At 39.7% G+C, this 22,210-nt stretch carries 24 protein-coding genes and 1 riboswitch; of the genes, 9 read left to right on the forward strand and 15 right to left on the reverse strand.

What is annotated here, in order from left to right:
• Nucleotides 1-2: 2 nt before the first annotated feature.
• From QUF49_RS19020 to QUF49_RS19030, 3 genes are all read right to left on the reverse strand, one after another.
• The gene (locus tag QUF49_RS19020; protein WP_289497255.1) at nucleotides 3-1,178 is read right to left on the reverse strand and encodes a toxic anion resistance protein; all 1,176 of its coding nucleotides are present in this window, start codon (nucleotides 1,176-1,178) and stop codon (nucleotides 3-5) included.
• Nucleotides 1,165-1,830: a 5-bromo-4-chloroindolyl phosphate hydrolysis family protein gene (locus QUF49_RS19025; protein ID WP_289497257.1), complete on the reverse strand. Its 666-nt coding sequence runs from the start codon at nucleotides 1,828-1,830 to the stop codon at nucleotides 1,165-1,167. Before QUF49_RS19025 ends, QUF49_RS19020 begins: the two co-directional genes overlap by 14 nt.
• A gap of 449 nt (nucleotides 1,831-2,279) precedes the next feature.
• The gene (locus tag QUF49_RS19030; protein ID WP_289497258.1) at nucleotides 2,280-3,074 is read right to left on the reverse strand and encodes a DUF4240 domain-containing protein; all 795 of its coding nucleotides are present in this window, start codon (nucleotides 3,072-3,074) and stop codon (nucleotides 2,280-2,282) included.
• Nucleotides 3,075-3,847: 773 nt separating this feature from the next.
• Here QUF49_RS19030 and QUF49_RS19035 point away from each other — a divergent pair.
• Both QUF49_RS19035 and QUF49_RS19040 read left to right on the forward strand, forming a co-directional pair.
• Nucleotides 3,848-4,948 carry a PRK06851 family protein gene (locus QUF49_RS19035; protein WP_289497259.1) on the forward strand — a complete coding sequence of 367 codons (1,101 nt, stop codon included), beginning with the start codon at nucleotides 3,848-3,850 and terminating at the stop codon, nucleotides 4,946-4,948.
• Nucleotides 4,949-5,030: 82 nt separating this feature from the next.
• A complete protein-coding gene (locus QUF49_RS19040) occupies nucleotides 5,031-5,483 on the forward strand; it encodes an SgcJ/EcaC family oxidoreductase (RefSeq protein WP_289497260.1) in 453 nt (150 codons plus the stop codon).
• Between the two features lie 44 nt (nucleotides 5,484-5,527).
• Here the strand turns inward: QUF49_RS19040 and QUF49_RS19045 are convergent, their stop codons facing one another.
• The 5 genes from QUF49_RS19045 to recQ form a co-directional block, all read right to left on the reverse strand.
• Entirely contained in the window at nucleotides 5,528-5,716 is a 189-nt protein-coding gene (locus QUF49_RS19045) for a hypothetical protein (protein ID WP_289497261.1), read from the reverse strand.
• A gap of 118 nt (nucleotides 5,717-5,834) precedes the next feature.
• Nucleotides 5,835-6,674, reverse strand: a complete 840-nt coding sequence (locus QUF49_RS19050; protein ID WP_289497709.1) for a 1,4-dihydroxy-6-naphthoate synthase — start codon at nucleotides 6,672-6,674, stop codon at nucleotides 5,835-5,837.
• Between the two features lie 5 nt (nucleotides 6,675-6,679).
• Nucleotides 6,680-7,336: a futalosine hydrolase gene (locus QUF49_RS19055; protein ID WP_289497262.1), complete on the reverse strand. Its 657-nt coding sequence runs from the start codon at nucleotides 7,334-7,336 to the stop codon at nucleotides 6,680-6,682.
• Nucleotides 7,337-7,361: 25 nt separating this feature from the next.
• A complete protein-coding gene (locus QUF49_RS19060; protein WP_289497710.1) occupies nucleotides 7,362-8,558 on the reverse strand; it encodes a class I SAM-dependent rRNA methyltransferase in 1,197 nt (398 codons plus the stop codon).
• Nucleotides 8,558-10,708: a DNA helicase RecQ gene (recQ, locus tag QUF49_RS19065; RefSeq protein ID WP_289497263.1), complete on the reverse strand. Its 2,151-nt coding sequence runs from the start codon at nucleotides 10,706-10,708 to the stop codon at nucleotides 8,558-8,560. The genes QUF49_RS19060 and recQ overlap by 1 nt, the downstream gene beginning before the upstream one ends.
• 166 nt (nucleotides 10,709-10,874) lie before the next feature.
• Between recQ and QUF49_RS19070 the strand changes: the two genes are divergently transcribed.
• The 4 genes from QUF49_RS19070 to QUF49_RS19085 all read left to right on the forward strand — a co-directional run bounded on the left by QUF49_RS19070 (nucleotide 10,875) and on the right by QUF49_RS19085 (nucleotide 13,868).
• Nucleotides 10,875-11,222 (forward strand): ASCH domain-containing protein, encoded by a 348-nt coding sequence (locus QUF49_RS19070; protein ID WP_289497264.1) that lies wholly within the window; start codon nucleotides 10,875-10,877, stop codon nucleotides 11,220-11,222.
• A gap of 11 nt (nucleotides 11,223-11,233) precedes the next feature.
• A complete protein-coding gene (locus tag QUF49_RS19075) occupies nucleotides 11,234-11,677 on the forward strand; it encodes a hypothetical protein (RefSeq protein WP_289497265.1) in 444 nt (147 codons plus the stop codon).
• A 493-nt stretch (nucleotides 11,678-12,170) separates the two neighbouring features.
• Nucleotides 12,171-12,374 carry a DUF3311 domain-containing protein gene (locus QUF49_RS19080; RefSeq protein ID WP_289497711.1) on the forward strand — a complete coding sequence of 68 codons (204 nt, stop codon included), beginning with the start codon at nucleotides 12,171-12,173 and terminating at the stop codon, nucleotides 12,372-12,374.
• Nucleotides 12,375-13,868, forward strand: coding sequence for a sodium:solute symporter family protein (locus tag QUF49_RS19085; RefSeq protein ID WP_289497267.1), 1,494 nt, complete (start codon nucleotides 12,375-12,377; stop codon nucleotides 13,866-13,868).
• Nucleotides 13,869-13,926: 58 nt separating this feature from the next.
• Here QUF49_RS19085 and QUF49_RS19090 read toward each other — a convergent pair whose 3' ends face one another.
• Both QUF49_RS19090 and QUF49_RS19095 read right to left on the reverse strand, forming a co-directional pair.
• Nucleotides 13,927-14,370 (reverse strand): hypothetical protein, encoded by a 444-nt coding sequence (locus tag QUF49_RS19090; protein WP_289497268.1) that lies wholly within the window; start codon nucleotides 14,368-14,370, stop codon nucleotides 13,927-13,929.
• Between the two features lie 12 nt (nucleotides 14,371-14,382).
• Nucleotides 14,383-14,820, reverse strand: a complete 438-nt coding sequence (locus tag QUF49_RS19095; protein ID WP_289497269.1) for a LytTR family DNA-binding domain-containing protein — start codon at nucleotides 14,818-14,820, stop codon at nucleotides 14,383-14,385.
• A 217-nt stretch (nucleotides 14,821-15,037) separates the two neighbouring features.
• Here QUF49_RS19095 and QUF49_RS19100 point away from each other — a divergent pair, with 217 nt between their 5' ends.
• Both QUF49_RS19100 and QUF49_RS19105 read left to right on the forward strand, forming a co-directional pair.
• On the forward strand, nucleotides 15,038-15,787 hold the full coding sequence (locus tag QUF49_RS19100; RefSeq protein ID WP_289497270.1) for a ferritin-like domain-containing protein: 750 nt from the start codon (nucleotides 15,038-15,040) through the stop codon (nucleotides 15,785-15,787).
• A 12-nt stretch (nucleotides 15,788-15,799) separates the two neighbouring features.
• Nucleotides 15,800-16,471: a peroxiredoxin gene (locus QUF49_RS19105; protein ID WP_289497271.1), complete on the forward strand. Its 672-nt coding sequence runs from the start codon at nucleotides 15,800-15,802 to the stop codon at nucleotides 16,469-16,471.
• 234 nt (nucleotides 16,472-16,705) lie between these two features.
• Here QUF49_RS19105 and QUF49_RS19110 read toward each other — a convergent pair whose 3' ends face one another.
• Nucleotides 16,706-17,065, reverse strand: coding sequence for a YbaN family protein (locus tag QUF49_RS19110; RefSeq protein WP_289497272.1), 360 nt, complete (start codon nucleotides 17,063-17,065; stop codon nucleotides 16,706-16,708).
• 37 nt (nucleotides 17,066-17,102) lie between these two features.
• Complete coding sequence (locus tag QUF49_RS19115; protein ID WP_289497273.1) at nucleotides 17,103-17,579, reverse strand: acyl-CoA thioesterase; 477 nt, start codon at nucleotides 17,577-17,579, stop codon at nucleotides 17,103-17,105.
• A gap of 181 nt (nucleotides 17,580-17,760) precedes the next feature.
• Nucleotides 17,761-17,940, reverse strand: a riboswitch (cobalamin riboswitch).
• Between the two features lie 127 nt (nucleotides 17,941-18,067).
• Between QUF49_RS19115 and QUF49_RS19120 the strand changes: the two genes are divergently transcribed.
• Nucleotides 18,068-19,186 (forward strand): MGDG synthase family glycosyltransferase, encoded by a 1,119-nt coding sequence (locus QUF49_RS19120; protein WP_289497275.1) that lies wholly within the window; start codon nucleotides 18,068-18,070, stop codon nucleotides 19,184-19,186.
• 29 nt (nucleotides 19,187-19,215) lie between these two features.
• Here the strand turns inward: QUF49_RS19120 and QUF49_RS19125 are convergent, their stop codons facing one another.
• The 3 genes from QUF49_RS19125 to QUF49_RS19135 form a co-directional block, all read right to left on the reverse strand.
• On the reverse strand, nucleotides 19,216-20,154 hold the full coding sequence (locus tag QUF49_RS19125) for a transporter substrate-binding domain-containing protein (RefSeq protein ID WP_289497276.1): 939 nt from the start codon (nucleotides 20,152-20,154) through the stop codon (nucleotides 19,216-19,218).
• Nucleotides 20,155-20,512: 358 nt separating this feature from the next.
• A complete protein-coding gene (locus QUF49_RS19130; protein WP_289497277.1) occupies nucleotides 20,513-20,725 on the reverse strand; it encodes a hypothetical protein in 213 nt (70 codons plus the stop codon).
• Between the two features lie 114 nt (nucleotides 20,726-20,839).
• Nucleotides 20,840-22,207, reverse strand: coding sequence for a GH1 family beta-glucosidase (locus QUF49_RS19135; protein ID WP_289497278.1), 1,368 nt, complete (start codon nucleotides 22,205-22,207; stop codon nucleotides 20,840-20,842).
• Nucleotides 22,208-22,210: the final 3 nt, after the last annotated feature.

The raw sequence follows: 22,210 nt of genomic DNA on the forward strand, positions 1-22,210 counted from the left end.
AATTATTCACCTTTAATTTCTAGCAGCTTCTGTCTTAACCCAATCTCCATCGTTGCCAGCTCTTCTTCAGCAAGACGTCTCTTCATACGCCCTTCTTCTTGTATACGAAGGGTTTCCTCGAGTGTTGAAAGAAGATTTTCTTGCGTCTTCTTCAGCGTCTCAATATCAATTAAGCCTCGTTCGTTTTCTTTAGCGGTTTCAATCGTATTCGTTTTTAGCATCTCTGCATTTTTTAGTAAAAGCTCGTTCGTCGTTTTGGATACCTGTTTTTGAGCCTCTACAGCATTTCGCTGTCTGATCAACGTCAGAGCAATGGCTACTTGGTTTTTCCATAGCGGAATCGCCGTCATGATTGATGACTGTATTTTTTCAACAAGTGCTTGATTCGTGTTTTGAATGAGTCGAATCTGCGGTGCACTCTGAATCGTGATTTCACGGCTTAGTTTCAAGTCATGAACTCGCTTATCTAAGCGGTCAGCAAACTGTACCATATCGTTAACTTCCTGAAACTTCATTTGATCGTTCGTCTGTTCTGCTACTTTTCTCATCTCAGGAATCGTAACTTGATTAAGCTCATCTAACTTTAATTCCCCAGCTGCGATGTAGACATTCAGTGCCTGGAAGTACTCTTTATTATTATCGTACAGCTTTTCAAGCATGACGATATCAGACATGAGCACATTTTTGCTTCCGTCCAGCTTAACAGAAATGCGGTCAATCTGAGCGCCTGTTTTTTGATACTTCGAAAGAACTTCTTGAACAGAGCCTGAAAGCTTTCCGAACATGCGTCCGATTAACGTTGGTTTGTTTGACTTTAGTTCTTCAGGATTAACATCTTGAAGCTTTCTCATCAAATCTCCAATGATTTCACCGATCTGTCCTGTATCTTTCTTTTTCACGTGCTCGAGCATCGTATTTGAAAAGGAATGCAGCTTTGCCTGAGCCGGTGCACCATACGTAATCATCGTCTGGTGATTAGTAGGGTCAATCTGTTTTGCTAACTGATAAGCTTTTTCCTTGTTTTCTTCTGGTAGCACATCTATTAACCGAACCTGCTTATTCTCACTCGCTGGAACTGCAGATTCTTGCTTATCACCAAAAGGATTTGCCAGCAAGTCATCCATTAGATTTGCTGGTTCATCTGTATTATAAATGCGCGGTGCATTATTTTCTTTCATTTATATCTCCTGCCTTTTTTATGGATTGTGAATCTTTCAGAGACTTAATGGAGTACTTCGCCACATCGATTTCATAATGCAGGTCATCTATATCATTTGACAAAACCTGGTATAAATCCTTTTCGATATACTCTTTCAGTTCGTCGAGCGTTCTTTTTGTCTCCACTAACGATTGGGTTAACTCCTTCGTCTTTCGCGGCTGTGATGATAAAAACATATACTTTTCAGTGAGTTCAACCGCTGAATCCAAATGTGAAAAATAAAACTGTTCCGCTAAATAAAAACGTCGTGGTTCTTTCTGAGTTAAGCTTTGTATCTTCCTTACTACACGAACAAGATCGGCTCTTTGTTTTAATGTGGGAAGGTCTCGGACAGAAAGCAATGCTTTTTGCAGCCGATAGATCTTAGGCTTCGCTTCGTCTAAATTTTTTCTGATGTATTTATATTCTCTTCTCGATAATTGATGTTCACTGAGGAATCGCTGCTTTTGAAGAAGTCCCGTTGCTGTGTATGCGGCAGCGCCACCGGCTACTGCAATTCCTGACGACATGAGGTAAGTCTGGTCATATCCGATAATACTAGCCAGCCATACTCCTGCTGAAGCTGGAATGGCAACAAACATGCGGATAAAAAAGGCTAAAAATCCGTTCATTGTAATCGACTCCTGACATAAACTCTTTTTTATTCATACGTTCGTACAAGTTTGAGAGTTTCGTTTTAAATAAAAATTGTTCATATATAATATGTTTCTATTATTACCTTATCGAAACCTTCCTAAAATCACCATGGCTTCGAGAAGTAATGTGTTCTAGGACTTGAGGCGTATTTTTTTAAAAAGCTGTTTTCGTATGCACTTGTTAGTAGTTGATTTCCGTTCCAGATGCTCGCTTTCCGCGGGGCAGGCGGTGAGCCACATTCGTACGTTTAACGTATAAGTGTCTCACCTGACCGCTTGTCCCGCATGAGTCTCGCATCATCCACTACAATCAACTTGCAGTGAAGGAAAAAATTTCATAACCTACAACCTTTTAGAAAAGTATCATTTATAAAAAAACTCACCTTCTAAAATTGATGGTGAGTTTTGATTTTTATGTGATTGAATTAGTACTCAATTGGCCTTTCTCCAAAAGCTTCCCATAAAAGGGGAAACTTTTTTCTTAGTCCTTCTTCATCATCTTCATCCCAATCAAATTCAATTTCTGGTGGTTCGCTTTGATTTTCGTTGGTTAACTTGTCATATAAGTCTTGGTACTCTTCAAAATCTTGGCCAGTTTTTTCTTCATATGCTTCACACGCAACAGACAATAGCTCTTCAAGCTGCGGTATTTCTTCTTGCTCTTCTATTAGTTTTAAATAAGGCAGCAGTGACTCAGGATTCTTTATAGCAGCCTCGTAAGCTTCTTTTCCGAGGTATAGCAGAAAAGCTCTAAAATAATCAAAACAATCATCAGAACATCCTCCCATTATGATGTATGCTGCAGCCCATAAATCAGATGTGTATGACTTTGTATAGTATGTATTCAATATAACATCAAACATGATGATGTCTTTTACAGGTCTTTTTGAGAGCTGATACATCAGCCATTCCATTTGCTCATCGGAATCATCGCCTTTTTCTTTACATTTATCGATCAGCTCCCAAAACAGAGTTTCTGTCATGGTTGAATCTTTTAATACTGAATCGCTTGATTCTGCGTGGACGTACCCTTTCTTTATCTTAGATCGGATAAGTTTATCAGCTTCTTTACGGCATTTCTCTTCGGAGTCGAATGTTTTTGTTTTTATGGCTCCAATAGTCCCCACTTTTCCGTAGGTAACGACATAAGAGTTTCCTGTCTGGTTTATTTTCCAAAACTTATTAGAAGAACCATCCTTATAAATAAGTAAAGTTTCCATAAAAAATAACCCCTCATCTTCCATAACGATATAAATATCATGCTTTATATTTCTATTGTTTCACAAAACAAAGACGCTGAATATGTATACATCACATAAACAGCGCCTTTAACTTAAACTCACTTTATTCACTTAAACGTTCTTTCCTTTCTTCCTAATACACAAATGCTAGTTATTTGTCCCATAACTAGACTTCAATTAATTGTTCGTTCAATCAATTGCCTTGCATTAGATCTTATTTTTCCTTTTTACTTTTTCCTTTACCTCGGTAATTTCCCACATGCCCACATGCTGCGAAAATAGTTTTCACCGGCTATTTCCATCTGCAACACGATCTTAGCATGCTTCGCTCACATACGTCATTGGAATCAACCTCTTTCGTAATGTGTATTTGCGCGTTCCCACATATCCACACATCTCGAAATCAGTTTTCACAGGCTGATTTCTATCTGGATGTGATTTGATATGCTTCGCTAACTTATTTCATTGGAATCACGCCTTCCTTTTGTAAAGGTGGTGTTTCTTTGTTAATTACATATTAACTCATTCTAAATTTTATTTAAATATTCAGAATAATCAATTTTATGTGATTTACGGTGAATTTATTACTCTTTTGCTAATCATACTCCTTCATTCGTAAAATTTCTTTTTATTTCATCATATTTCAACAATTTAAATAATAAATGTGTTTTTTTAGGCTATCACCTATTCTTTCCTCCTTACATAACATGCTTGTAGAAACACAACTACACATAAGAGGAGTGTTTTGAACATTGACTGGAAAAATTCTAAACTATTATGCTGGCGGCAATACGGCAAGAGGTTTTCACAACTTATTTTCATCCAATCTTAGTGGTCTTGATCGTCTTTTTATCCTTAAAGGCGGCCCCGGTACAGGCAAATCTACGTTAATGAAATCGATCGGCAAAAGGTGGAACGAAGAGGGCTATGATGTAGAATACATTCATTGCGCTTCTGACAACGGGTCAATTGACGGAGTTATCCTTCGGGAACTAAGTATTGGAATCGTTGACGGCACGGCGCCTCACGTTATTGAACCTAAAGCTCCAGGCGCAATTGAAGAATACGTAAACTTAGGGGAAGCTTGGGATTCAAAAAAGCTTGCAAAGAGTAAAAAAGAAATTCTTCAGCTATCAGAGTCAATCTCTGCTGATTTCCTAAAAGCGTATGAAACTTTTCATGAAGCACTCCTCATTCATGATGAATGGGAAGAAATTTATATTATGAACATGGATTATAACAAAGCAAATAAACTTACCGATGAATTAATGCATAAGTTTTTTTCTAAAAAAGTTAATAAACAAGCAAACGTATATCACCGTTTCTTAGGAGCCGCTACTCCTAAGGGAGCTGTAGACTTTGTTCCAAACCTGACAGAGGGATTGAATAAACGGTACCTTATAAAGGGCCGGCCAGGATCAGGTAAATCCACGCTATTAAAGAAATTAGCAGCCAATGCTGAAGCTTCGGGATATGATGTGGAGATTTATCATTGCGGATTCGATCCTAATAGTCTCGATATGATTATAGTAAGAGAGCTAGGATTTGCGATTTTTGACAGCACTGCTCCTCACGAGTATTTCCCTGAACGCAAAGGAGATACAATTGTTGATATGTATGCAAAGACCATTAAACCTGGTACTGATGAAAAATATTTTGATAGCCTTAAAGAAATCAGCGGCCGCTATACACAGAAAATGAAGGAAGCCATAAGCTTTTTAGCAGATGCAAAAAATAAGCATGATGATCTCGAGAAGATTTATGTTGCAGCTATGGATTTTACAAAATTAGATGCTATTCAAAGCAGGCTTGACCAAGAAATTGATCGACTAGCCACTGCAAGGCAAAAATGACATTTGATTCAGTCACCATTTTTGTTGGTGGCTGTTTTTTTGTTATGATGATTAAAACTAATTTACATATGGAGGACTGGCTATGAACATAGAGGCAACACAGGAAATTCGAAATTTGTATCAACAGTTTTTGAACGCTTGGAATGAGCGAAACGCACGTGGTATGGCTGATCATTTTACAGAAGACGGTGAGATGATCGGTTATGATGGAAGCCAGGCGTTCGGTCCTGATGAAGTATATTCACATTTGGAGCCGATTTTCAGCAGCTTCCCTACCCCTCCTTATTATGCAAAAGTGAAGAACGTTTCCTTTTTAAGCGAAGATGCGGTCATCCTTAGGGCAATTGCAGGAATGATTCCTATGGGAAAAACCGAGCTTTCTCCAGAGCTGAATACACATCATACCGTTGTTGCAGTTAAAAAAGAAACAGGCTGGTTCATTAAGCTATTCCAAAACACACCTGCACAATTTCATGGACGGCCTGAGCTTGTGGAGAAGTTTACTGATGAACTAAAAAAATTGCTTCCAAAATAAGAAAACAAAACCCGCTAACTTATCAGCGGGTTTTGTAATATCATCTATTTTCTTAATATATCCCGAAGTCCTAAATAGATTAAAACAAATCCAAAAACAAGAACAGTTAGAATAGCAATAATTTTAATTGCTGGACCGAACGCAGCTAAAAATGTACCGCCTAGTGGAAGTGCAAGCAGAAAATACCCAGCTAATAAAGCCCCAATGAGTGTTAATACGTTTGTATTAGACATATTGCGCCTCCTTATAACAGATTTTTCTTCTCGTTATAAGGTATGCTCAGGTGCCGCGAGTGGTTAACTCTTGTTTTATTAACTAATTTGTCCAATCTAAGAATTAATTTGTCCACTCTTAAATTTTCAGTAGTTCCGTATAATCCTTCTTAGGCACAATGCCTTCTTCACTTGCACGGTTCAGGAGTGTCGTGATCGCCTCGAAGCCTTTATCCCCAAGGTCAGCGGTAAAATCATTCACATACAGATCGATGTGGGATTTCGCTACGTCTTCTGAAAGCTCACTGGCGTGCTGCATCACGTAGGCTTTTGATGCCTCAGGATTTTGCCACGCGTACTCTACCGATTTGCGAATCCACTCACTAATAGACTCTAAATCTAGCGAACGGCGTGCGATAATGGCTCCTAATGGAATTGGCAGACCTGTATCTTCTTCCCACCAGCTTCCCATATCAGCTAACAGGTTCAGCCCGTAATTTTGGTACGTAAAGCGTGCTTCATGGATCACAAGACCTGCGTCGATGCGTCCTTCTTTTACAGCGGGCATGATCTCATTAAAAGGCATTACGATAATCTCGCCTACTCCACCTGGAACATTTTGAGCCGCCCATAAACGGAACAGCATATACGCTGTTGAACGTTCACTCGGAACAGCCACTTTTGCTCCTGATAGCATGTCAGGGGTAACATCACCTGGCTCATTAACAAGAACCAATGGACCACAGCCTCGTCCAAGGGCACCGCCACATGGTATTAAAGCATATTTGTCCAACACATATGGAAGCGCGGCATAAGAGATTTTCAATATATCAAGTTCGTCTGATTCAGCAGCTAACTCGTTCGTAATATTAATGTCTGCATATGTAACATCAAATTCAGGAGCCCCAGGAATGAGGCCATGAACCAATGCATGAAAAACAAACGTGTCGTTCGGACAAGGTGAAAAAGCAATACTCATTTTACTCATAACAAAACCTCCGCGATAACTTTACTGACTCTCTCTAGTGTATCGAACGCTTCCTTCATACGCCAAGCAGAACGATCTCGCGGACCGATTGGATTTGATATGGAACGAATCTCAAGTACAGGTTTTCCAAATTCCTGTGCGGCTAATGCGACTCCGTATCCTTCCATCGCTTCTGCCACTGCATTCGGTTCACGTCTAAGGAGCTCTGCAGTTGTATCGGAAGTACCTGTCACCGTAGACAACGTAAGAACATTGCCAAGTTGAACAGCTGCTCCTGAAAGCTTTAATGACGTTAATAAAAGCATCACCATTTCACTGTCTGCTTTAATACGAGTTGAAGCACCAAAACCGAGTTCGTCTAAAGTGATGAATCCATCAGGAGATTCGGCTCCAAGATCAGCGGATACGATCTCATCAGCAATTACGAGTGAACCGACTTCCGCTTTACCACGAAATCCTCCAGCAATTCCCATATTAATTACTAAGTCATAGTCATTCGTCAGCAATGCTTTCGTTGTCTGAATGCCAGCTGAGATCGGTCCGACACCAGCTAAGACTACATCAATTCTCGCATCTGTCCCCAACCCTCTTAAAATAGCGTCCCTCTCTGCTGATACGGAAGTCATAATGAGTATACGGCGATCGTTATTCATCGATATCGAGATCCCCTTTCGCCTGTTAACTTAATTTTTGTATGAACACAACTTTTAAGTAGTTTCCTTCTTTGAACTCTTTATGCGTTTTAAAGTCTTGCGGAAGCTTGAATTCTTCTAAAATTTTATAATTACCCTCTGTTTGCTTAAAAGCTGCAGAGATCATTTCTTTAAATCTTTTCATACCAAACGTTGCACAGTTAGAAGACGCAACAATTACACCGTTATCCTCTGTAATCTGAATCGCTTGCGCCAACAGCTCTGGATAATCCTTTCCTGCACTGAACGTATGTTTCTTAGAACGGGCAAAGCTAGGGGGATCAAGGATAACAAGATCAAAAGATAACTGCTTTCGAACTGCATATTTAAAATAGTTAAACACGTCTTCTACAATAATATCGTGATCCTCATAATTCAGACCATTTACGCTGAATTGTTCCTGCGTTTTGCTGCGGCTCCTGTTGGCCAGATCTACGCTTGTCGTTTTAACAGCACCTCCGAGTGCAGCAGCAACAGAAAAAGCACCCGTATAAGAGAATGTATTTAAAACCGTTTTTCCTTTTGCGTACTGATCACGTATCGTCTTTCGCACATCACGCTGATCCAGGAAAACGCCAACCATTGCACCTTCATTTAGGTAAACCGCAAAGTGGATGTTATTTTCACGTACGATTAACGGGCTTGGTGCGCGTTCACCTTCAACAAAATCGTCATCCTCAATATATTTTCCTTTTACCGCAAAACGTTTCTTCTCGTAAATGCCCTTTACTTTTACATGTTCTTTAAGAGAGGCAACGACTTCATCTTTAAATGTATAGATGCCTTCACTGTACCAAGTTAGAACATAGAATCCGTTGTAGTGATCGATCGTCAGTCCGCCGATTCCGTCTCCCTCACCGTTAAATACACGAAAAGCAGTCGTTTCATAATTGTTGAAAAGGTCTTGTCGGTTATCTATTGCTTTTTTCAGCTTCTTTTCAAAAAAGCTCTGATCAATCAGTTCTTGTGAGTTTTGTGTGAGAACCCACCCTCGGCCTTTATTTTGCTTGCCGTAATATCCTTTTCCAAGGAAGGCATTCTTTTCATCAAAAAGTTCTATAATTGTTCCTTCTTCTTTTACGCTGCTAATATTTTGTACAGCATCCTCTGTAATCAGTGGATAGCCAGTTTTAAGACCCTTTACATAGGAAGGTTTTACTTTTAATCGGACGTTCTTCTTCATCATGTCACCCGTTTCTTCATTTCGTTTTGCAGCAAGTACACTTTAATCATAAAGTAACTTACCTCTTCAGGAAGTAATTCTTTTATTGGCTTTAGCTTTTCTCCGCCAGCTTGCTCCACGGCTTGTTCAATTTCTGAGACATATTCATCTGGAATCAAATGTTCCATATGAACGTCCATCCCTTCTTGCATGCATTGCACTAAGTGATTTTCTACCGTACTCACAGCTAATTTACGATGGTCCGCAATTTCCTCTACTGACATTTCATCTTTATAAAAGGTGTATGTTTCTAGATGAGAGTCTGTAGTTGCCTTTTTGGCAGGTAGCGTCGCAACAGTGCTTTTATCCGCACTTTCTCTTCGATCTGGATTCTCAGCCAAATATTCAGAGATCTTAGTGATAAACCGTTCGCCATATTTCTCTAACTTACTTTGGCCAACACCTGTTACATTTAAAAACTCCGCTCTCGATTCAGGTAGTTTCACACACATATCTTTTAAAGCTGTATCCGCAAAAATAACGAACGGCGGAACATTCTCCTGTTCAGCAATCGCCTTACGAACGTTTCGCAGCTCTTCAAATAACGGATCATCCACAGCCACTTGTTTTGTTATGACCGCTTCTTTACGCATAATTTGTTCTTTGCCCATCAGTATTTCTTTTCCCTTTTCTTTTATGTAAAGAGTCGGGAATGTCCCATGTTCAACGGCAATGATCTCTTGTGAAATGAAAAACTCAATGAGATCCGTTACTTCTTTACTGCTTTTTTCTTTCATCATCCCGTAAGTCGGAAGCTTATGAAATTGAAAATCTAGCACTTTTTTATTTTTGGATCCCGTTAAAACCTGCGCAATCAATGTTTTGCCGAATCTCTTTTGCCCCATCCTTACGATGCATGACAGCACGATCTGAGCTTCTCGCGTCACATCAATACTCTCACGCGCATCCGTACAGTTGCCGCAGCGGCCGCACGCTGGTATTTCTTCATCACTAAAATATCGGACGATAGACTGCTGCAAACAGTTTTCCGTATGGCAGTAATCAACCATAAGCTGAAGCTTTTCGAGCTCTTGTGCCATTCGATCTTGTTCACTGGATTGATCGATCAGGAAACGCTGCACTTGAACATCTTGGGAAGAATACAGCAGAATGCACTCACTCGGTAATCCATCACGCCCGGCACGGCCTGCTTCTTGATAATAGCTTTCCATATTTTTCGGAAGCTGAAAGTGAATCACATAGCGAATGTTCGATTTGTCGATTCCCATTCCAAACGCTGAGGTTGCCACCATAACAGACGATTCATCCTGGAGAAACTGCTCTTGCTGGCCCATCCGTTCTTGATCAATCATACCTGCATGATAGCGTGAAACGTTGATGCCACTCTTTTTCAGTTGTTCATAGAGCTGGTCTACTGTCTTTCGGGTTGCGGCGTAAATAATACCCGCTTCTTTTTCGTTCTTTTTAATAAATTCTTTTAAGTATGAAAGCCGGTCTTGTCCCTTAATAACAGAAAATGAAAGGTTTTCCCGTTCAAATCCGGTTAATACCGTTTTGCTTTCATCAATATCAAGCGACCAGCAAATATCCTGACGAACTCTAGGTGTTGCTGTAGCCGTTAATGCTAAGACGACTGGACGGTTCGGCAGATTTCCGATCATCCGCTGAATGCGCTGATAGCTTGGACGAAAATCATGTCCCCATTGCGAGATACAGTGAGCTTCATCTACTGCTATTAAAGGAATATCTAACTGTCTTAAGTGATTCATAAAGTCATAAGACTCTAGCCGTTCTGGCGCAATATACAAGAGCTTATATTCTCCGCGTTTCGCCTTCTCAATTGTGTCTCTCGTTTCTGCGGCTGTCAGCGAACTGTTGATAAAAGCTGCGGAAATATCTAACTGAAGCAATGTATCTACTTGATCTTTCATTAAAGAGATTAAGGGTGAGATTACAATAGTTGTTCCTTCGAAAACGAGTGCAGGAATTTGGTAGCAGATCGACTTTCCTCCACCTGTCGGCATGACACATAGGGTATCTTCACCTGAAAGAACCGATTGAATCGCTTGTTCCTGTCCTGTCCGAAAAGAAGAATAGCCGTAATGCAACTCTAACAATTGTTTTGCTCTTTCTATTAAAACCTGTGTCAAAACGTTTGTGGCCTCCCTCAAGTTTCGTTATCTCTTGATTATAAAGGTACGCTCTCCACATAGCAAAGACACTTCTTACCGTTTTCTTATTTGAAAAAATAGACAGACTTATTCATGAAGTGTGATACATTAGGAAATGGAGAAAATAGAAAAGGAGTTTTTACATATGACAAATCTTGAAAACAACAATTTGCCGCCAAAAACATGTTCTATTGAAAGACTTGTAACGATGCCTGAGGATGTTGCAAAAGTAATCGAAGGCAAGAAGACTGCAACACGCCGTAACGGAAGATATGCAGATGTTGGTGAAATTATGGAATTACAAGGTCATAAGTTTGTAGTGAACAATGTGTACCGTCAATCACTTGGTGAATTAACAGATGAGCACGCCCAGCATGAAGGATTTGAATCGGTAGAAGAGTATAAAAATGCTATTCTTTCGTATCACCCAGGCATGCCTTGGCTGCCGCATATGCAAGTTTGGGTTCACGAATTCAGTCCTGTTAAAGGCTAATATTTAACGCAATGGATTTTTTGTATCGGGTTTTATTATATATCCATATTTTAAGCGTAATCATTTCAATCGGGCCGTTTTTTATCCTATTTCCATTGATAAAAAAACTGCGAACAGCTGCAGGTGATGAGATGAACGCTCACCTTGGCACATTTCGTTTTGTCGTTTGGCTCGCCAAACATGCGGGTCACGTTTTGGTTTTATCAGGCGCATTTCTCGTTCTATCGGGACCGTGGACGTGGGATACACCGTGGATTTTAATAACATTGATTATCCTCTTCTGCTCACTGTTCTTTTTGGCGCGTGCCTTTTCGCCTACGCTTCGTAAGTTTCATGATGACGGGATGGATAAGAATGAGCTGTCAGATAAGCTGCAGCGAGCCGTTTGGATATATATCGCATTATTGATGATCATGCTGTGGTTTATGGTTGTAAAGCCATATTTGTGGTGGTGAAATTGATTTTGGGGTAAGCTGGCCTTTTGATGGAGGGCCGGCTTTTTTCTTTGGATGCTTTCTCAAGCACTGTGGCTTGTAGAAGAATAAAACCCATCCGAAAAATTTTGTCGATGGTGGTTCGGAATTTGTGGATTGGAGTTAGAGGGGTATAGGAGCGATCGAGTTTGTCGATCTATGCCGACTCGCCGATATATACCTAAAACTCGCCGTATTATTGCCTAAACTCGCTGGATTAACATCGAAATTTGAGGAATTAATTCAAAAATCTCTCGTATTAACTGTCAGGATACCCCTCCCTGTATAAATTACAACACGTTTAACCTGCCGAAACTGCTCCATTTTGTCTTCATTTCACTCTGTAAACCCTTTCATTATCAAATAATATTAAATATTTTAAAAATTTATATAATTCCTCTTGTCCCCTCCATTCTAAGCTGTTATGATTGTGAACATTATATTTCTAAAAACACCACAGAGAAGGGACAAGTGCATCATGAAGAAATTATTAATGATTTTATTCATTACTGCTCCATTTATCGCGCAGCTGGTCGTTTTACCGTTCGCTAACCGAATTGATCCTATTGTTCTAGGACTTCCGTTTCTTCAGTTTTGGCTGTTTTTATGGATTGTTTTAACTCCTTTATGCACCTTTGGCATCTATCAACTACAGAAATCACAAGGAGGCTTGGACTAAATGCAGCAAGGTAATCTTACAGCACTGTCTATCACAATGTTTATCATCTTAACAGTCGTTCTGATCGGGTTTATTGCAGGCAGAGACAAAGCTACCCGCAGCTCTGTTGAGGAATGGTCTGTCGGAGGAAGACGTTTCGGCGGTTTACTTGTCTGGTTTCTTGTCGGGGCTGACCTTTACACAGCCTATACATTTCTAGGATTGACGAGTACTGCATATACGGCGGGAAGTCTCGCATTCTTTGCGATTCCCTATTCTGTTCTTGCTTACTTTATCTCGTATTTTTTCCTTCCGAAACTATGGAAAGTGGCGAATGAACATAAACTTACGACATTAGCAGATTATGCACGTGAGCGTTTTGATTCAAAGCTCCTTTCTTCTTTAATTGCCATTGTCGGCGTACTTATGCTTATTCCATATATCTGTCTGCAACTGAGCGGTATTCAAGATACGCTGCAAGTTGCTGGAACAGGTTTTATCAATGTAAAAGTGGTCGTGATCACTTCGTTCTTGCTCGTTGCTCTTTATACGTTCTTCAGCGGTATTAAAGGACCGACTTATACAGCAATCATTAAAGATGTTCTCGTTTGGGCGATCATGCTGTTTATGGTTGTATCATTACCAATCATGCACTTTGGCGGCTGGAACCCTATGGTTGATAAGATCGTCACTGAAGCTCCTCAGCTTTTAACGATTCCTACGGAAGGACCAAAAGGTATACCTTGGTTCATTACAGCGGCTTTCGTTTCATCACTCGCTCTCTTTATGTGGGCACATGCAGCTACAGGCGTATTTACAGCAAGAAGTGCTGATGCTATACGAAAAAATGCACTGTTTCTGCCTCTGTACAATATCGTTTTAATCCTTGTTGTTTTCCTTGGTTTTATCGCATTCCTAGTTTTGCCGGACGGTACAGATCCGCGCTTTGCATTGCTGGCACTTATTCAAACGTCTTACGGCGGTATCGGTCAAGGCTTAGCGTATTCGACGATCGCTCTTGCATCACTCATTCCATGTTCCATCATGGCAATCGGTGCATCTAACCTTTTTGCGAACAACATTTACCGTGATCTTATCAATCCGAAAGTAAAGGGTGCAAAATTGACGATGATAACACGCGGCATGGTTTTCGTTGTTATTGGACTCGCTTTATTATTTGGTCTTGTGTTTCCGCAGGCTCTCGTTTCCTTGCAGTTGCTTGGCGTATCCGGAATGGTACAGATCTTCCCTGCGATCGTGATCAGCTTGTTTTGGAAAAATCAATCAAGAGAAGCAACAATCATCGGTTTGCTTGTTGGACTAGCGGTTACGTTTACCGTCTATTCAACGGGAACTTCTCTAGGAATCTATGAAGGTTTCTGGGGATTAATGGCTAACTTTGCTGCTGTTGCAGTATTGAATCCGCTGTTTGTAAAAAAAGCGAAGTCATCCACAAACGCTGTTAAGAATTATCTTTTTGATGAGAAAGCGGAAAAAGTGGATAAAGTTGCGTAAAGACGCACAATAGCAAGAGGATGGCCCTTTGCGGTCATCCTCTTTCTTATTTTCAGCGTTACTTACCTTGATTTTCTTCTCTAAAGCTAAGTATCTTTTGATTAAATTTCATACCAAGTACTTTAAAGTAAATCGAAAACCCAAAGATCGCGCCAAGATAGATGACATGATACAGAATCAGCATGTTATAGAAAGTTGCTGATCCTACGCTAAACCAATGAAACATTTGTGACATGCCGAATAACACAAGGCCAAGCAATATATATTGAATAAATACTTTAGTAGCACCTGACAGCTTGATTGCACTTTTCTCATTCCAAAACAAATACTGAAACACCGTGACAAGAATGCTTAAGAAAAAGATTTGCACGATGAGTTCAAAAGGAATTTCCCTCACTCCCATTATGGAACCAAAAATTACATATATAATGATCCCTGCTGAGAAGAACAAACTCATCATCATTTTAAAATCGACCATAAACTCCATTACTTTTTTCCACATACTCAGCGCCTCCTAAAATCCTAATTTTTCTTTCAGCTTAGGTACATATTGTCTGGATACGATCATATTCTCTCCATTTTCAAGCATCACTTCTACCTTGCCCCCGAATCGAGGTGTAATGGTTTTGACTTTATCCAGGTTTATGATAGTCGATTTAGTAGCCCTAAAAAGATGACCATCACCGAACATTTCTTCTACATGATAAAGTCTCATCGAAACTTCATATACGCGCTCTTTCGTATAAGCAAAATTTTTCTTATCTACAGATTCAAAGTAATAGATATCATCTGGTGAAAGCAAATAGGTTTTTTCATTTATGGAACCCATTATTTTGCGTTCAAACGATCTAAGTGACGTTAAAATTTTGATTACTTCCTCGTTCATCTCTTTACATTTCAAGACAATTTCAAGCTCTTGTGCATCGTCATTTTCTATGATGGTAATCTTCATCCTCCACCCTCCCTCGGCTATTTTTTACCTTGTGGATTCAGTATATGTCAGCGAATTCCGCCAGTAAATCTCTTCCGAACTAAGCTGCGTTTTCTTATTACTAAGTTGCATGAATCGATTTTCAAGGCTGTTTCCGCAAATGAAAACAATCGAACAAACAACAAATGTTGGGCATTTGCATAGACTATGGCGACTTTATTTTTTGGAGGGTATACACATGAGCTATATGAATCCAGAACAGCAGCAACAGCAAGGCACCAGTCAGCAGCAGGCTCTGCAACTATCTCTTCAGCTTATTAAAGAGGCTGTTGCAGGAGAAAGAGAAGATCAGCTGTTTTATGAGTATTTAATTTCACAAGCACCGACAAATGAAGAGAAATTAATTATTGCATCTATACGTGATGATGAGAAAAGGCATAACAAGCTTTTCAAAATGATTTATAAAGATATCACAGGTCAAGAAGTGCCACCTGCCAATGGTGAAGAGTTTCAAAAGCCTAAATCGTATAAAGATGGACTTGTTAGAGCACTTTTTGGAGAACTTCGAGCTGTGGAAAAGTACCGTGTAATCAGGCAAGGACTTCCTAATCAATACTATCGAGACATTCTGTTCAACATTATTACAGACGAAATTAAGCACAGTGCTAAGTACAACTACTTATATACCTTTAACAGTCAGCCAGGTTCATCCCGTCTTCCTCAAACAGTTAGCGCACCGGCGCCTCAAACTCAGAGTGTCGCAGATAAATGGGTGACCTATATTGATCCTCTTGTAAAAAGAGCTTTAAAAGAAACGGAAGAAGGGATTAACCTTACTCACTTATATCAGGAGTTTATTTTATCTGGTGTCCTGGTTGGTCAAGGGTTCACACCAGAGCAAGCCATCGAGCAAGTTGAAGAGTGGGAGAAAACAGGAGAGTCTCAGCTGCTAAAAAAGAGCAAGATGATGGGAAACCAACAAAGATAAGGAGGGAGCGAAATGGATTCTGCACAAGCATTTACAAAGCCTTTTATTGGAGATCAATTTCCGGAGACGACAGTTCATACCACCCTTGGGGAACTTGTCCTCCCAACAAGCTATCAAGGTCATTGGTTTGTCCTCTTTAGCCATCCTGGTGACTTTACCCCTGTATGTACAACAGAGTTTGTTGCCTTCCAAAAACTTATGCCTGAATTTAATAAGCTCAACACATACTTAATCGGTTTATCTGTAGAGCAGGTGTACTCTCACCTTAAGTGGATCGAGTGGATTCAGCAAAATTTAAAAGTTGAGATCACCTTTCCTATTATCGCGGACAGTCTAGGCAAATTGGCGATGAGACTTGGGATGATTCATCCTACGATGGGCACAAGAACGGTTCGAAGTGTTTATATCGTGGACCCCACAGGAAAAATTAGAATGATTCTTACGTATCCCGAGAATGTCGGGCGTAACATTAATGAGATATTGCGAGCGGTTAAAGCTTTGCAAACTGCTGATGCCAATAAGGCTGCAACACCTGCAAACTGGCCAAAAAATGAACTTATCGGAGACCGCTTAATTGTACCACCGGCTAGTACCGTTCAAGAAGCCAAAAAGCGTGCCGATCAAGCGCAATCTGGAGAAATTCAGTGTTACGATTGGTGGCTATGTTCAAAACCATTATCTTAGAGATGGAAATGACTTATAAAGGTGAGGACTGAGCCTTTGTGGGTCATTTTTATTTTGTGAAGATTGATATTAACGTTAATATTTTTATGGATGTCTTTTATAGGCAAACCGTTCTCTTCAGCGTCTCTTCCAGCACAGGTACTTCATCCTTATACATCTGCCACCATTATTCTCCATTAAAAAAAGAGCCTAAACCCCAGAGATGGTACTACTGTTGGGTCAGACTCATTAACTTTAGGCCGTTTTAATTTTAAAAATGAAATAATAGTACTTATACAATACAATAAGAACCAAAATAACTCTTACCATGGTACTCTCAGCCATTATAAAGGCAATCGCAATCATGGAGTCTGCGAACAGGTTAATCATAATCTTTTTTCTGAGCGTCAAAGAGCGTTCCTTGATAAACTCTTCGAGGTGCTGTTTATATATAGTGGTGCCTTTAAACCACACTTCAAATCTCTTAGACCCCTTTACAAAGAAATACGATGCCAGAAGTAGAAATGGCGTTGTTGGAATCAATGGCAATACAATCCCTACCATTCCTAAACTAAGGAAAAAGAATCCCAATATCACAAATATAATATTCTTCACTTTCATTGGAATTCTCCCTCTCTTCAGGCGTTTCTTGTTAGGCGTTTGCGTTTTTATACAACAGACGCCGCTCCTTTCTTAATGGAGCACTGTCAAAAAAAGCAGCCTCTTCTTCTGTTTCTGGTATCACGCTTGGTACGGGCGATGGCTTTCCATCTTGATTGATTGCTACCATTGTTAAGATAGACGTTGTGTTTAACGTTCTGTTTCCCGTCTCTAAATTCTGGCACTCTACTTTTACGTAGACTTCCATTGAAGTTCTTCCCGTTGAGATCACAACTCCCTCTAAAATGAGGATGTCGCCGACTTTAGCTGACGATAAAAAGTTTACATTATCAATGGATGCTGTTACAACCACTTTCTTGCTATGCTTCATTGCTGTTATGGCTGCAATTTCATCAATGTATGATAAAACGGTACCGCCAAAGATCGTTCCCATGTGATTGGTATCAGGGGGTAAAACCAACTTTGTTTGAATTGTTCGTGAAACGTTTGCTGACAACTGCTGTTCCATACCATACCTCTTTTCTGGAGTTTGAACACTCCTAGTTTAGTAGAGGGAGTTGGTTTAAAAACAGATTAGACGCAAATAAAAATCCATCACAAAGGATGGATTAACACGCAGCATAATAAACAGACCACAAAACAAATCTATTAAAATACCCTACGTCTTATCTTCCCAACTCCCGAAGAAGATCAACGACATAATCACGGCAGGTCTCCTGACTCGTGCCTTATGCCTACTCTAAGCCCTTCCCATCGTTAAACAGTGGATTTGCTTATTTCGTCAGCACTTACAGTTGCGGGAACAGCTCTGGATTCTCACCAGATTCCCTATTAAGTCTGCAACAGACACCATGATTACTGGATCTTATTGAATTATAAATCTCCCTTATTGTATCATTAATCATTTTTACTTTTTACAAAACATTCTTATCTCCTTCATATTGCGTTTAAAAACCCCTGTTATTCTTATTTCAAAAGAATGGGGAGGTTTTCTGATTGATACGTCCAAATGCATTAATTCTAACCGCAAACTATGGAAGCGGGCATGTTCAGGTCGCAAATGTTCTCGCCGAAGAGCTTAAGAGTAAAGGGTACGAACCTATCATTTCAGATTTATTCGGAGAGGCTCATCCAATCATGGCTCAGATTACACAGTCTCTTTTTATCAAAAGCTTCTCTCATGGCTCTTCTTTTTATAAATGGTTCTATTATGGAACGAACAAGCTGAACGCAACGACGATTACCCAGTTTTCCCGTTACTTAGGCCGCAAGCGTTTCATTGAACTGATCGAGAAACATCACCCTCGTTTCGTCATAACCACTTTTCCGCTTCATGCTGCTCCTTTTTTACTAAAAAAATCACGCTATAACATTCCGATCTATACCGTAATTACGGATTATTTCGCTCATCCTTTTTGGATTAATCCTTCCATCGACCACTATTTTGTGGCGTCTGATTCAGTTAAACAAGGTTTGATGAAACATCAAGTGGATGAAAATAAAATTACTGTAAGCGGCATTCCGATTCGGTCTGGTTTCTACCAATTTATAAATAAAGAAGTGATCTTAAATAAATATGAAGTCTCTCACAGCAGCCATGTAGTTACCATTCTTGCTGGCGCACAGGGTGTCCTTAAGAATGTAAAGCAATTGGCTGAGCGTTTGCTTCAGGACCCTTCCCTAACAATCATAGTGATTTGCGGTAAGAATAATGATTTATATGAAAAACTCTTGCCAACCGCAGTTCAATATCCCGAAACTTTCCGATTGTTTGGATATGTAGAAGAGCTTCATGAAATCTTAAAACTGTCCCATTGTTTGATTACAAAACCAGGTGGTATCACCATAACAGAAGCCGCAGCCCTTAACCTGCCCCTTATCTTATATAAGCCAGTGCCAGGCCAGGAAAGTGAAAATGCAAAACATTTTCAATCACATGGAGCTGCACTAATTGCAGAATCAACAGATGAGATTGCTCATTGCGTACAAAGGTTGTTTCATAACAAACAACTGCTAGCGGGCATGAAAACTGCTCTAAAGTGTATCCACCAGCCCGTTTCTTCTCAAAAAATTGTTCATCACGCTTTACAAGGCTATCAAAAACTCAAAGCATAGGAGCTTTGAGTTTTAAATTTCAGTTATTCTTATTTACCGTAAATCCACTCTGATTTTAAACGGTCAAATTCTCCCTGAAGCTCCATCTCATCCATCCATAAGTTAACCCAGTTTTGGAAAACTGCATCGTTTTGGTGCATTAAATAACCTTTTTGACTTTTAGTGAAGGTATTATCAGTAAGAGCAGCATAAAGTCTCGAATCTTTCCCCGCATAATAAATAGCTTCTACACTATCTGTAATCATGACATCTACCTCACCTTTAGCGACCATTGGCGGAATATCGAGATTATTATTTATGACAACTACTTTAGCTTGTTTAATGTGAGCATCAACAAACTTCTGATTTGTTCCTCCTGGATTCACACCAATCGTTACATCTGGACGATCAATATCTTCTAAACTTTTAAAACGTTCCTGATCTTCTTTCCGAATTAATGGAGCTTTACCATCATTCAAATACGGTTGAGTAAAGTGTGCATCTTTTTGTCGTTCTGTATTTCGGCTAATCCCGCCAACAGCAATATCAAATTTGTTATCCAATAGATCACTCATTAGTGTTGGCCATGATGTTCTGACAAATTTAATATCTACACCAAGGTCTTTAGCCATTAACTTAGCTGCTTCGATGTCATATCCTTCATACTGTTTGGTTTCCTCGTTGTAGTATGTAAAAGGTTTATAATCTCCTGTCGTACCTACCCTGATTATTCCTTTCTTTTGGATGTAATCAAGCCTAGATTGCATATAGAATTTGTTTGATTTTACACCTTTTTTATAACCAGATGCTTCAGCAGCCTGTTCGACAGAAACATAATTCTTACCATTCATTTCAACGGTTGATAAATTTTTACCGTTCCAATTAATCGTTCCTTCCTTTTGTGCTCCCGCAAGATTGAAATTTAACCCTGCAACCACGAGGATTCCTAACAAGCAGAAAAATGTGATTTTAATCCAATTTCCTCTCAAATGACACCCCTCCTATAAAATGTTATTCATTAGTATAGGTGGCGATTATGTAAGATTCAATAATTTATTCTGAATATTCTTAAAATAAGTCTTTAGTTTTACGCATAATTGCTTATGTTTTACGCCAACTAGTTCACGTTATGCTTTGGTATATTCTCTAACTCAATTTAGACCCTGTTACGCTCAAGAATGCCCTCGTTTCACGCATATCACTATATATTAGCCTCACTGATTTTTATTTCAGCCAGATATACATCCTCAAAATGAAAGCTGACTTCAAAGGTCATTTTTATGCCTTTTAAGCCAGCTTTTTTAATAAAACTTATAAGAAACAATATACTTTCGAAATTCAGTAAAATTAATCTTCCTTAGCACCATCTTCTGCAATCGCTCTTAGATCGGCATAGAAAAAGTCATCGTTGCATAAAGGTGAATGTTCGTTTTCGGTTTTGTATTTATCAACGATTTCTTTCAGTTCACCCGCATCGCCTTTTGCATTTATGATCTCAACAAGCTCATTCAACCCGGCTGATGTTTCTTGATCGATTCTTTCTTCTTTATCATCCTTCATCAATATCCCTCCTATGTTTATTTATCTTCCCCACACAGGAAAATTCTACACAGAATAAAAAAGCCCCTAACCAAAGTCAGGGGCTCATCAGTGAATCAGATATAATTTAAAGAATTAGCTAACCGTTACAGCATCGGTATCTTTGCTGCTGTTATGATTGCCTCTGTTTTTTACAATCTCCGCATATCGGTACGCACTGTCTTTCCAGATTCTCTCCTGAGTATCGAAGTCTACGTAGATGATTCCGAAGCGCTTGTCATAACCGAAGCTCCACTCGAAATTATCCATTAGTGACCATAGGTAATATCCTTCAATATTCATTCCTTCGTCGTTTAGGTCTGAAACAGCTTGCAGATGCTTCTCGATATAATCTACACGATCTTTATCATGCACTCTTCCATTCTCAAGAGTGTCATCAAAAGCTGCACCGTTTTCAGTAATGTAAATAGGAAGGTCCGTGTATTCTTGGCGAAGTCTTCTGATCAGATCTTTAAATTCTTCCGGAGCGATATCCCAGCCCATGCCTGTCTTTTCATAATCAGAATGAGCTCCTTTATGCAAGAAGTCATTTGCTGCTGAAAATTCCACATAGCCTCGGCTGTAATAGTTAATGCCAAAGAAATCACAATCAGTTGCGATGATTTCCATGTCACCACTCTGAATAAAGTCATAGGAGTGAACATACTTGGAAAACAGATTCATCATGTCAACCGGGTACTGCCCTTTGAATACAGGATCTAAAAACCATCTATTTGAGTAGCCGTCTGCATTATTAGCAGCAAGCTGATCGTTTGCAGAATCCGATTTAGCATACATCGGTGATAGATTCAGCGTAATCCCGATCGGTGTTTTGGACTGCATTTCATTCTTTAGCCATTGAACTGCTTTTCCGTGTGAAAGAAGCATGTGGTGAACAGCTCGAACGGCTTCATCCATGTTTGTATGGCCCGGTGCATGAAATCCTTGATGATAGCCTAAGAAACCAGCACACCACGGTTCGTTATGCGTAATCCATGAGTCAACTTCAGCATCAAGCTCTTGAAAGCATACTTTTGCTAAGTCCATGAACCATTCTACCGATTCACGGTTCACCCATCCGCCTTCCTCATGAGCCCATACAGGAAGGTCCCAGTGGTAAAGGGTAATGGCAGGTTTGATTCCTTCTTCATGCAAACGCTGCGTTAATTTTTTATAAAACGCCATTCCCTCTGGATTATATACTCCCTTTTCAGGGAAAATACGTGGCCAGGAAACAGAAAAGCGGTAAGTTTCTACACCAAGTTTCTTGATCTGCTGAATATCTTCTTCAAAGCGGTGGTAGTGATCACACGCTACGCCTCCGTTATGCTGTTTGTATACTTTTCCTGGTACATCACAGAACGTATCCCAGATTGAAAATGTTCTGCCTCCTTCAAGACGAGCTCCCTCAATCTGATAAGATGATGTAGCTGTTCCGAAAACGAACGAATCTTTAAAGTGCATATT

Source organism: Fictibacillus sp. b24, from assembly GCF_030348825.1.
In the GTDB taxonomy this organism is placed as follows: Bacteria; Bacillota; Bacilli; order Bacillales; family Fictibacillaceae; genus Fictibacillus.